Source organism: Mycobacterium sp. TH-M25 (genome assembly GCF_057473665.1).
On sequence record NZ_JBYCLA010000128.1, the window covers coordinates 1 to 11,171 of the forward strand.

The 11,171-nt window shown below is 64.5% G+C and carries 10 protein-coding genes, 2 tRNA genes and 1 pseudogene; 7 read left to right on the forward strand and 6 right to left on the reverse strand.

Features of this window, described 5'->3' with window-relative positions:
* The 4 genes and pseudogenes from AC2VOU_RS04335 to mutT1 all read left to right on the forward strand — a co-directional run.
* A partial coding sequence (locus tag AC2VOU_RS04335) for a PPE family protein, SVP subgroup (protein WP_486956242.1) occupies positions 1-971 on the forward strand: 971 nt, incomplete at its 5' end.
* 231 nt (positions 972-1,202) lie between these two features.
* The gene (gene cofC / locus AC2VOU_RS04340; RefSeq protein WP_486956243.1) at positions 1,203-1,868 is read left to right on the forward strand and encodes a 2-phospho-L-lactate guanylyltransferase; all 666 of its coding nucleotides are present in this window, start codon (positions 1,203-1,205) and stop codon (positions 1,866-1,868) included.
* A 65-nt stretch (positions 1,869-1,933) separates the two neighbouring features.
* Positions 1,934-4,142: pseudogene (locus tag AC2VOU_RS04345) on the forward strand (RNA degradosome polyphosphate kinase).
* Positions 4,143-4,209: 67 nt separating this feature from the next.
* The gene (gene mutT1 / locus AC2VOU_RS04350) at positions 4,210-5,142 is read left to right on the forward strand and encodes an 8-oxo-(d)GTP phosphatase MutT1 (RefSeq protein ID WP_486956244.1); all 933 of its coding nucleotides are present in this window, start codon (positions 4,210-4,212) and stop codon (positions 5,140-5,142) included.
* Between the two features lie 71 nt (positions 5,143-5,213).
* Here mutT1 and AC2VOU_RS04355 read toward each other — a convergent pair whose 3' ends face one another.
* From AC2VOU_RS04355 to leuC, 3 genes are all read right to left on the reverse strand, one after another.
* The gene (locus tag AC2VOU_RS04355) at positions 5,214-5,807 is read right to left on the reverse strand and encodes an HU family DNA-binding protein (protein WP_486956245.1); all 594 of its coding nucleotides are present in this window, start codon (positions 5,805-5,807) and stop codon (positions 5,214-5,216) included.
* Between the two features lie 200 nt (positions 5,808-6,007).
* Positions 6,008-6,604 carry a 3-isopropylmalate dehydratase small subunit gene (gene leuD, locus AC2VOU_RS04360; protein ID WP_486956246.1) on the reverse strand — a complete coding sequence of 199 codons (597 nt, stop codon included), beginning with the start codon at positions 6,602-6,604 and terminating at the stop codon, positions 6,008-6,010.
* 17 nt (positions 6,605-6,621) lie between these two features.
* Positions 6,622-8,055, reverse strand: a complete 1,434-nt coding sequence (leuC, locus tag AC2VOU_RS04365) for a 3-isopropylmalate dehydratase large subunit (RefSeq protein WP_486956247.1) — start codon at positions 8,053-8,055, stop codon at positions 6,622-6,624.
* Positions 8,056-8,106: 51 nt separating this feature from the next.
* On the opposite strand from leuC, the gene AC2VOU_RS04370 reads away from it, so the two are divergent.
* Both AC2VOU_RS04370 and AC2VOU_RS04375 read left to right on the forward strand, forming a co-directional pair.
* Entirely contained in the window at positions 8,107-8,808 is a 702-nt protein-coding gene (locus AC2VOU_RS04370) for an IclR family transcriptional regulator (protein WP_486956248.1), read from the forward strand.
* A 32-nt stretch (positions 8,809-8,840) separates the two neighbouring features.
* Positions 8,841-9,341: a pyridoxamine 5'-phosphate oxidase family protein gene (locus AC2VOU_RS04375; RefSeq protein ID WP_486956249.1), complete on the forward strand. Its 501-nt coding sequence runs from the start codon at positions 8,841-8,843 to the stop codon at positions 9,339-9,341.
* A 154-nt stretch (positions 9,342-9,495) separates the two neighbouring features.
* On the opposite strand, the gene AC2VOU_RS04380 is transcribed toward AC2VOU_RS04375, so the two are convergent.
* From AC2VOU_RS04380 to AC2VOU_RS04390, 3 genes are all read right to left on the reverse strand, one after another.
* A tRNA-Glu gene (locus AC2VOU_RS04380) sits at positions 9,496-9,568 on the reverse strand.
* Positions 9,569-9,640: 72 nt separating this feature from the next.
* Positions 9,641-9,712, reverse strand: a tRNA-Gln gene (locus AC2VOU_RS04385).
* A gap of 191 nt (positions 9,713-9,903) precedes the next feature.
* The gene (locus AC2VOU_RS04390) at positions 9,904-10,692 is read right to left on the reverse strand and encodes a fumarylacetoacetate hydrolase family protein (RefSeq protein ID WP_486956250.1); all 789 of its coding nucleotides are present in this window, start codon (positions 10,690-10,692) and stop codon (positions 9,904-9,906) included.
* Between the two features lie 94 nt (positions 10,693-10,786).
* Here AC2VOU_RS04390 and AC2VOU_RS04395 point away from each other — a divergent pair.
* On the forward strand, positions 10,787-11,171 hold a 385-nt coding region (locus AC2VOU_RS04395; RefSeq protein ID WP_486956251.1), incomplete at its 3' end, for an MFS transporter.

An 11,171-nucleotide genomic window follows, 5' to 3' on the forward strand; every position in this document is an offset into this window, starting at 1 on the left:
ATGCGTTCGCCGCCACCGTGCCACCGGCAGCAGTGACCGCCAACCGGGCTCAGCTGGCGTCCCTGACCGCCACCAACGTCCTGGGCCAAAACACCGCAGCCATCGCGGCCACCGAAGCCCAATACGGCGACATGTGGGCCCAAGACGCCACCGCCATGTACAGCTACGCCGCCCAATCCGCCGCCGCAACCACCCTCACCCCACTCACCACCCCCCCGACCGTCACCACCAATACCGGCCTGACCCAGCAAACCGTGGCCACCACCCAAGCCACCGCGGCCGCGGCGGGCAACACCCAAGAAACTTTGTCGCAATGGCTTTCCGGGCTGAACATCTTCAGCCCGGCCAACGCCACGTCCAACTATGGGCTGTCCGGGTTTCTGAACAACGTGATCGGTGGGGCAAACAACTCGGCGCTATCGGACTTTTTGAACTCCGGTGCGCTGGGCGGCTTTATGTCCAACGGCGCTGTCGGCCCGGAGCTGTACATCACCACGTTCCACTCGTTTGACTACATGATCATTTACGCGGTTCAGGACTACGTGCAACGCGCCGTGCAGATGTCAGGCGGAACCGGCGCAGTCGGCGATGGGCTCGGTCAAATCGTGAACAATATGGCCGCATACGGGCCGATGGCCGCGCAATCCGGCGGACAAGCGACCCTAGCCGGGACACGCGCCAACATCGGTCGAGCCGACCTGGTCGGACCGCTGTCGGTGCCACCCACCTGGGCCGCAAACGCCCCCCTGGCGCAGACCGTCAATTCACAGACCGTCCATGCCCCCGCAACCGCACAAGCCGCCGCCCACCTGCCCAGCCCTATCTTCGCCACCGGCATGCCATCCACGGGGATGCCACGCCTTGCGACTGCGCGGATGGCCCACCGAACCGCAGACCACGACTCAAGCTCTACCTCTACTCGCGACCTGCCCACCAGGTCGCTCGCCGCCCGATCGCCAGCGGGCGGGTAGGTTCGCACATCGCGTACTCGGCGAACCGCCGACTGAAAAGACCCGGGATAGCGCGGGCCGACGGGGCTTGCGATGAGTCGCCAGAGTCTAAGGCGGACAACTATATTCGCCGACGATCGCGAGGCTACATCTATCATGGCCGGTGGGGCCAGAACGGTCACGAATCGCGTGCGCGGCCGTGGCCGCCTCGCACAGTTCTCGCCCGAAGATCGACACTGGCAGGATGAACCCATGAGCGGCAGCAGAGCCGACGGGCACGCAGATGTCGGCCTGATCGTCGCGGTCAAGCGGTTGGCGGCCGCCAAGACTCGGCTGGCGCCGGTGCTCTCGGCGCCGCAGCGAGAGAGTGTGGTGCTGGCCATGCTGGTCGACACCTTGACCGCCGCGATAAGGGTGGGTGCGGTCCAGCGCGTCACCGTGGTCACACCCGACCACGTGGCGGCCGCGGCAGCGATCGAATGCGGCGCCGACATCGTTGCCGATCCGACGCCGGCAGACCATCCCGACCCACTGAACAACGCGATCGCCGTCGCTGAACGAGCGTTATCGGACGCTGTCCGGAATATCATTGTGCTGCAAGGCGACCTGCCAGCGCTTCAGACACACGAGCTCGCGGATGCAGTCAGGGCGGCGCGTCAGCACAAGCGGAGCTTCGTCGCCGACCGACTGGGCACGGGCACCGCGGCTCTCTGCGCGTTCGGCACCCCCCTCGATCCGAGGTTCGGGCCGGATTCCTCAGCGCAACACCGCCTTTCAGGAGCGATCGAGCTCACCGGCAGCTGGCCGGGGTTGCGCTGCGACATCGACACACCCGATGATCTGGCGATCGCCCGCGGCTTGGGACTCGGTCCGGCGACCATGCGGGCGATCGATGGATACTCGCACCAGGCCGGATAACGATGGATGAACGGGCCCTCAACGGCAAATGTCTCACCTGCAGTCGGTGGCAGCACCAGCTACCGATGGGGAATGATCGCAAGGGTGACTGACATCGAAACACCGGACACCGCCGTCACCGCCGGATCGCCCGCCTGGCCGGCCGCCGACTCCGCGCCGGGTACACCGCCCGCCACCACCGCCGTCACCGCAACTGTCGAGGATTCACTTCCAGAAGACCGCTACCTCAACCGTGAATTGAGCTGGCTGGACTTCAATGCGCGCGTGCTGGCGCTCGCCGAAGACACGTCGCTGCCGCTGCTCGAGCGGGCGAAATTCTTGGCGATCTTCGCCTCGAACCTCGACGAGTTCTACATGGTTCGCGTTGCCGGGCTGAAGCGACGCGACGAGATGGGGCTGTCGGTGCGCTCCGCGGACGGACTGACCCCGCGCGAGCAGCTTCGCCGAATCGGCGAGCAGACGCAGCAGATCGCGACCCGGCACGCGGAAGTCTTCCTCAATTCGGTGGAGCCCGAACTGGCGGCAGAAGGCATTCGCATCGTCACGTGGGCTGATCTCGACCAGACGGAGCGAAGCCGGCTGTCGACCTACTTCACCGAGCAGGTCTTTCCGGTCCTGACGCCGTTGGCCGTCGACCCCGCTCATCCGTTCCCCTTCGTCAGTGGCCTGAGCCTGAACCTCGCCGTCACGGTGCGGCAACCCGACGACGGCGGTCAGCATTTCGCCCGGGTCAAGGTGCCCGACAACGTCGATCGCTTTGTCGAACTCGACAACCGACCTGGCGCCGACGGTTCCGCGAACCCGAAAGAGGTCCGCTTCCTGCCGATGGAGGAGCTGATCGCAGCTTTCCTCACCGCACTGTTCCCGGGCATGGAAATCGTTGAGCACCATGCATTCCGGGTGACCCGCAATGCCGACTACGAAGTCGACGAAGACCGCGACGAAGACCTCCTGCAGGCGCTGGAGCGCGAGCTGGCTCGCCGCAGGTTCGGATCGCCGGTGCGCCTCGAGGTTGCGGACGACATGACTGAACACATGCTCGAACTGCTGCTGCGCGAGCTCGACGTTCATCCCGGCGATGTGATCCAGGTGCCGGGACTGCTCGATTTCTCGTCGCTGTGGCAGATCTACGGTGTCGACCGCCCGGCGCTGAAGGATCCTGCATTCGTGCCGACGACCAGCCCGGCATTCGCCGACCGGGAAACGCCCAAAAGCATTTTCGCGACCCTGCGCGAAGGCGACGTGCTGGTGCACCACCCCTATGACTCCTTCTCCACGAGTACTCAGCGATTTATCGAGGTAGCCGCCGCCGACCCGAACGTGCTTGCGATCAAGCAGACGCTTTATCGCACCAGCGGTGACTCGCCGATCGTGCGGGCGCTGATCGAAGCAGCCGACGCTGGAAAGCAGGTCGTCGCCTTGGTGGAGATCAAAGCCCGGTTCGACGAACAAGCCAACATCAAGTGGGCCCGTGCGCTGGAGCAGGCAGGGGTCCATGTGGCTTATGGACTCGTGGGTTTGAAAACCCACTGCAAGACATGCCTGGTGGTGCGGCGCGAAGGCTCGACGATCCGGCGTTACTGCCACATCGGAACCGGCAACTACAACAGCAAAACCGCCCGGCTGTATGAGGATCTCGGCCTGCTGACCGCCGATCCCGACATCGGCGCCGACCTGACCGATCTTTTCAACACCTTGACCGGCTACTCGCGCAAGGTCTCCTATCGCAACCTTCTGGTCGCGCCCCACGGTATCCGCAACGGCATCATCGAACGCGTCAACCGGGAGATCGCCGCGCATGAAGACACCGGGAACGGACGTATCCGGCTGAAGATGAACTCCCTTGTCGACGAGCAGGTCATCGATGCGCTCTACCGCGCTTCGCGGGCCGGAGTCCGCGTCGAGATTGTGGTGCGAGGTATCTGCGCGATGCGTCCGGGTGTACCGGGCTTCTCCGAAAACATCACCGTGCGCTCGATTCTCGGACGTTATCTTGAGCATTCGCGAATCTTCAATTTTTGCGCGATCAACGAATTCTGGATAGGTAGCGCCGACATGATGCATCGCAACCTGGATCGCCGCGTCGAAGTCCTGGTTCAGGTCAAGGATCCCAAGCTGACCGCTCGGCTCAACGACATCCTCGAATCGGCCCTCGATCCCGCAACGCGCTGCTGGGAATTGGGGCCCGAAGGCCAGTGGAAGGCATTGCCGCAGGACGGCCACTCGGTTCGCGATCACCAGGTGGCGCAGATGGAAAAGCACCGCAGTAACTAACCGACACGTAGCCGTGAGACCTCTGGCCAGAGGTTCCCGAGGCTCACATTGACCTGCAGGAGTTCAGGTGTCGACACAATCCTCGCCGAGACGCTCGGCGAGCAGGATCGTCCTCGCCGCGGGCGGCGTGCTCTGGCGACCCGGTCTGGGCGAATCCGCCGACGAGGTTGCGGTGATCCACCGTCCGCGATACGACGACTGGTCACTGCCCAAAGGCAAAGTCGACCCCGACGAAACGGAGCCCGTGGCCGCCGTGCGTGAGGTCTTCGAAGAGACCGGACACCACGTTCAGTTGGGTCGCCGAATTGCGACGGTGAGCTATCCGATCGAGCCGGGCACGAAAAAGGTGCAGTATTGGTCGGCCCGCAGCATCGACGGCAGCTTCGCCCCCAACAACGAAGTGGACGATCTCATCTGGCTCCCGGCCGTCGACGCGATCGAGAAAGTGTCCTACCCATACGATCGAAAGGTATTGCGGCGCTGGGCCAAGCAGCCTGCTGGCACCAAATCTGTCCTGATCGTCCGGCACGGTACCGCGGGCAGCAAGTCGCGGTTCTCCGGCGACGACACGATCCGGCCGTTGGACAAGAAAGGCCGGGCACAGGCTGAGGCCCTCGTCGCGCAACTCGCGGCCTTCTGCCCCACCGACGTCCATTCAGCGGACCGGGTGCGCTGCCATCAGACGGTGGAGCCGTTGGCTGAGGAACTGGGCGTCACCATCATCAATGAGTCGACCCTGACCGAAGAGGCGTACGCCGCCAACCCCAAGTCGGGCCGGCGGCGCGTTCTGCAGATTGCCGAGACGCACCGCACGCCGGTGATCTGCACGCAGGGCAAGGTGATTCCGGACCTGATCGCGTGGTGGTGCGAGCGCGACGGCGTACGCCCGGACAAGTCGCGCAACCGCAAGGGCAGCACGTGGGTGCTTTCGTTGGTGGACGGGCGGCTGATCGCCGCTGACCACATCGGCAGCCCACTGGCCTCCAACGCGGTGATCTGATACGAAGATTCGCCGCGGATGGCTCGTGGGAGCCTGTTCCGCGGCGAATCTGCGTTTGATGCAGCTAGTGCTTAGCGACGGCCACGCCGTGCTGCGGCTTTCTTGGCCGGAGCCTTGGTGACCTTCTTGGCCGGAACCCGCTTGGTTGCCGCCTTCTTGGCCGGAGCCTTCTTGGCCGGAGCCTTCTTGGCAACAGCGGTCCGCTTGGTCACGGCCTTCTTGACCGGAGCCTTCTTGGCAACGGCCGCCTTCTTGGCCGGCGCCTTCTTGACGACCTTCTTGGCAACGGCCGCCTTCTTGGCCGGCGCCTTCTTGGCGACCTTCTTGGCCGCCCCGGCGGCGGAGACAACACCACGCTTCACTGCTGGTCCTTCCGCCGGGAGACGTTGCGAGCCAGCGACAACCGCTTTGAATTGTGCGCCGGGCCGGAAGGCCGGCACGGACGTCGGCTTCACCTTTACCGTCTCGCCAGTTCGGGGGTTACGGGCAACCCGGGCAGCGCGGCGGCGCTGCTCGAAAACACCGAACCCAGTAATGGTGACACTGTCGCCCTTGTGCACGGCGCGCACAATCGTGTCGACAACATTCTCGACGGCAGCGGTTGCGTGCCGACGGTCTGAGCCCAATTTCTCTGTGAGTACATCGATGAGCTCTGCTTTGTTCATGCAAATCCTCCGAAGCTAGTGGCCCTCGTTTGGACCGACTAGCAGACACGGTAAACCCTAAGGTGCCTGATTTCCAAGAGCCACGCGCAATTTCAATGGCTCCTGGCGAACTTTTTAGGAATCCGCTTGCCGCCCTTGGGAGGTGGCGCGGCGGCTATATACGGCCCTGGGGCGCGGCGAATTCGGGCTCGATCGCGCCTTCAGGAAGCGGGCAAAATCGTCGGCTTCCAGTCCGGGCGGGCCGCCTCGAAGGCTTCGATCTTATCGCGTTTCCGCAGCGTAAGGGCTATGTCATCGAGGCCTTCAAGCAGACGCCATGCGGTGTAATCGTCAATCGTGAACGGCACCACCACCGTTCCCGCAGACACATTCCGATCTTGAAGACTGACAGTGACTTCCAGCCCCGGACTGCCCTCGATCAGCTTCCAAAGAAGTTCCACGTCATCCTGAGCAACTTCGGCCGCCAACAGACCGGCCTTCCCGGCATTGCCACGAAAAATGTCGCCGAACCGGGACGAGATCACCACCCGGAAGCCGTAGTCCATAAGCGCCCACACCGCGTGCTCGCGGGATGAGCCGGTCCCAAAATCCGGTCCGGCCACCAGTACTGAACCTCTGTCGAATGGGCTGAGATTGAGCACGAACGCCGGATCGTTGCGCCACGCCGCGAACAATCCATCCTCGAAACCTGTTCGAGTTACCCGCTTCAAATAGACCGCTGGAATGATCTGATCGGTGTCGACGTTGGATCGCCGCAGCGGCACTCCAATTCCGGTGTGGGTGTGAAATGCGTCCATGCTGTCTACCCCTGTCGTCAGTTCAAGTCGTCCGGCGCGGAGAGCTTTCCGCGCACCGCGGTCGCAGCGGCAACGGCCGGCGACACCAAGTGCGTGCGGCCGCCCTTGCCCTGGCGGCCTTCGAAATTCCGGTTCGACGTTGCCGCGCAGCGCTCCCCCGGCGCGAGCTGGTCAGGGTTCATTCCCAGACACATCGAGCAACCGGCCTGACGCCACTCGGCGCCCGCTGCGGCGAAGATCTCGCCCAAGCCTTCACTTTCGGCCTGGGCCCGGACCCGCATCGACCCGGGCACAATCAGCATTCGCACGGAATCGGCCACTTTTCGGCCCCGCAGGATGTTGGCCACCGCACGCAGATCTTCGATGCGGCCGTTGGTGCACGACCCGACGAACACGGTGTCCACGGCGATCTCGCGCATCGGAAGGCCGGGCCGAAGGTCCATGTAAGCCAGCGCTTTCTCGGCCGCCTGTCGCTCGTGGTCGTCGGTCATCAACTCGGGGTCGGGCACGGCGGCGCCCAGCGGCACGCCCTGCCCGGGGTTGGTGCCCCACGTCACGAACGGGGTCAACGACGCGGCATCCAGGTAGACCTCGGTGTCGAACTCGGCGCCGTCATCGGTCCTCAATTGATCCCAATAGGCCTGCGCCGCATCCCACTGCGCACCCGTCGGGGCGTGCGGGCGACCGCGCAGGAATGCGTAGGTGGTGGCATCCGGTGCCACCATTCCCGCCCTGGCCCCGGCTTCGATGCTCATGTTGCAGATTGTCATCCGGGCTTCCATTGACAGGGATTCGATGACGCTGCCCCGGTATTCGATGACGTGCCCCTGACCACCGCCGGTGCCGATCTTGGCGATGACGGCCAAGATGATGTCTTTGGCGGTCACGCCGGACGGCAGTTGACCGTCGACGTTGACGGCCATCGTCTTGAACGGCCGTAACGGAAGCGTCTGAGTCGCCAACACGTGCTCGACCTCGGAAGTACCGATGCCCATGGCGATTGCGCCGAATGCGCCGTGCGTCGAGGTGTGGCTGTCACCGCATACGACGGTCATGCCTGGCTGGGTCAGGCCCAGTTGCGGGCCGACGACATGCACGATGCCCTGCTCGATGTCACCCATCGGGTAGAGCCGAATTCCGAATTCTTCGCAGTTGCGACGCAACGTCTCCACCTGGTTGCGCGAGACGGGATCGGCGATCGGCTTGTCGATGTCGATCGTCGGCACATTGTGGTCTTCGGTGGCCAGCGTCAGATCCGGGCGGTGCACCGGCCGACCTGCGAGCCGCAGCCCGTCGAAGGCTTGCGGACTGGTCACCTCGTGCACGAGATGCAGGTCGATGTAGATCACGTCGGGTTCGGCGCCGCCGCCCGACACGACCCCGTGGTCGTCCCACACCTTCTCCGCCAACGTGCGCGGGCGCGCGAGGCCAGGTGTTGAAGTTTTCGTCACGAGCCCATCCCACTTCGTTGATCTCACTATTCGAGACGTTAGTATCTCTCTGTGAGACAGCATAGCGGCATCGGCGTTCTCGACAAAGCCGTAGGGATACTACGGACCATCGCGGAATCGCCCTGCGGACTAGCCGAATTGTGCGATCGCACCGGGCTGCCCAGGGCCACCGCGCACCGCTTGGCCGCGGGTTTGGAAGTTCACCGTTTACTCGCGCGCGACGGCGAGGGACGCTGGCTGCTGGGCCCTGCGGTCAGCGAGCTCGCGGCTCAGGTCAACGATCCACTGCTGGCGGCCAGCGCGGCGGTGCTGCCGCGGCTGGGTGAAATCACCGGCGAGAGCGTGCAGCTGTACCGCCGCCAAGGTACGTCGCGGATCTGCATTGCGGCGGTGGAACCGCCTGCGGGGCTTCGGGATACCGTCCTGGTCGGCGCGCGTCTGCCGATGACGGCCGGTTCCGGCGCCAAGGTGCTGTTGGCCTTCGGCGATGACGCAACCCGCGCGGAGGTGTTGCCCGACGCGAAGTTCGGCGACCGCGCGCTGGCCGAAGTGCGTCGACAGGGCTGGGCGCAGAGCGCAGGCGAACGCGAGCCCGGCGTGGCGAGCGTTTCTGCGCCGGTGCGCGACGCGGATGGCATGGTGATCGCCGCGATTTCGGTCTCAGGCCCCATCGATCGCATGGGTCGCCGGCCGGGTGCACGCTGGGCCGCGGACCTACTGGCGGCCGCCGACGCACTGACCAGGCGGTTGTGAGACGCGAATTCGTGAACTGAGACACTGTCGCCATGGGAACGAAGCAGCGCGCGCAGATCGTCATGTCCGAGACGGAGATCACCGACTTCGTCGCCAGTAGCCGTACCGGGACGCTGGCCACCATCGGATCGGACGGACAGCCGCATCTGACCGCGATGTGGTACGGCGTGGTCGACGGCGAGATCTGGCTGGAGACCAAAGCCAAGTCACAAAAGGCCATCAACCTCACGCGCGATTCGCGGGTGAGCTTCATGATCGAAGCCGGCGACACCTACGACACGCTGCGCGGGGTCTCCTTCGAAGGGGTCGCCGAGATCGTCGACGACCCGGAGGTGATCTTCCGTGTCGGCGTCAGTGTGTGGGAGCGCTACACCGGGCCCTACACCGACGAGATGAAGCCCGCGGTCGACATGATGATGAACAAGCGGGTCGCGGTGCGCATCGTCGCCCAGCGCACCCGGTCGTGGGACCACCGCAAGCTCGGCATTCCGGCGATGCCGGTGGGCGGTTCAACCGCCCCCGCAGCGGGCTAGTGGCTGGCTTGTAGGTTCGTCGGGGGCCGGGAGTTGTCTTCCTCGGCGTCGAGATCGACGTTGTGCATGCCCGCACTCGAACTTTGCCGCCAAAACGTCGATCTCGATGCGCAAAAGCCGGACCAGCCCACGAGTGGCTGGGGTGAAGGATGAGTAGCCCCGATGGGATTCGAACCCACGCTACCGCCGTGAGAGGGCGGCGTCCTAGGCCGCTAGACGACGGGGCCGGAACCGATCCGAGCAGTCAGCATAGCTCACCGCTCAACGCCCACCTAATCGCTTGTGATGGGCCGTTTTTGCTGGGGTACCAGGACTCGAACCTAGAATGGCTGAACCAGAATCAGCTGTGTTGCCAATTACACCATACCCCATTGGCTGCCTAAAACCGCTGGTCAGAGGCCCGCCGGTAGACACTCGACGGTCGTACGGACTCTGCTGCCAGCCGTAATGGGCCGACGAGCAGACTACCAAACAAACAACTCACCTCTCACCAACGCCTAATTTCCGAGGTCGAGGCATCGTGCGCCATAGCTGGCGCACCGAACCCCGGGAGCCTCAAGCATTACGAATCCTGGAGCTGGACAACAGGATTCGACAGCGTTCCAATGCCTGAGATGGTGATCTCGACGGTGTCGCCGTCCACGATCGGGCCCACGCCCGCGGGGGTGCCGGTCAGGATCAGATCGCCCGGCAGCAGCGTCATCACCGCCGAGATCCATTCCACGATCGCGCCAACGTCGTGGATCATCAGCGAGGTGCGACTGTCCTGTTTGACCTCACCGTTGACCTGGGTGCGCAACGACAGGTCGGAGGGATCGACGTCAGTCTCAATCCACGGTCCGACCGGACAGAACGTGTCGTGGCCCTTGGCCCGGGTCCACTGCCCGTCCGCCTTTTGCTGATCGCGGGCGGAGACATCGTTGGCGATCGTGTAGCCAAGGATGCTCTCGGCCGCCCGGTGCGCCGTGACGTCCTTGCAGGGCCTGCTGATGACGGCCGCCAACTCGCCCTCGAAGTGCACCGGCGAGGCGTTGGACGGCAACCGGATCGGAACATTGGGCCCGATGATGGCGGTGTTGGGCTTGAGGAAGATCACCGGGTCGGCCGGCACAGGCCCGGCGGAGCCGCCCATCTCGGCGATGTGGTCGGCGTAGTTCTTGCCGATGCAGACGACCTTGCTGGCCAATATCGGGGCCAGCAGCCGCACGTCGGCCAGTGGCCAGGAGCGACCCGTGAAAGTTGGCGTTCCGAACGGGTGTTCGGCAATCTCGCGGACAGTCAGGTCGTCGGATTCGCCTTCGATGGAGACGAACGCGACGCCATCGGTACTGGCAATTCGGCCAAGGCGCATTCGCTTCAGCCTACTGAACGCCGACCGCAGCGCACATCCGGGCCGGACGCCGCTTCGACTGCACGCAATCGCCCGGTTGTGCGAGCATTGATCAATGCCGATGGACCCGACCGCCGCGGTCGGACTCAGCCCGCGACGACGCTGGGTTATCGTCGTCGTCTCGCTGTTGGTGACCGCGAGCGCCTTCGTTTTCATCAACGGTGTGGCGTTCATGATCCCCGCCCTCGAAGACGATCTGGGCACACCGCTGGCCGAGGCAGGGTTGCTGTCGTCGATGCCGAGTTTCGGCATGGTGGCGACGCTGATCCTGTGGGGCTACCTGCTGGACCGAGTGGGCGAACGGGTCGTGCTGACTGTCGGCTCGGCGCTGACGGCGGGCGCGGCCTACGCCGCGACCACCGTGCACACCATGGTCGCGTTCGCGGTGTGGCTGTTCATCGGCGGCATGGCGGCCGCCAGTTGCAACTCGGCCGGCGGCC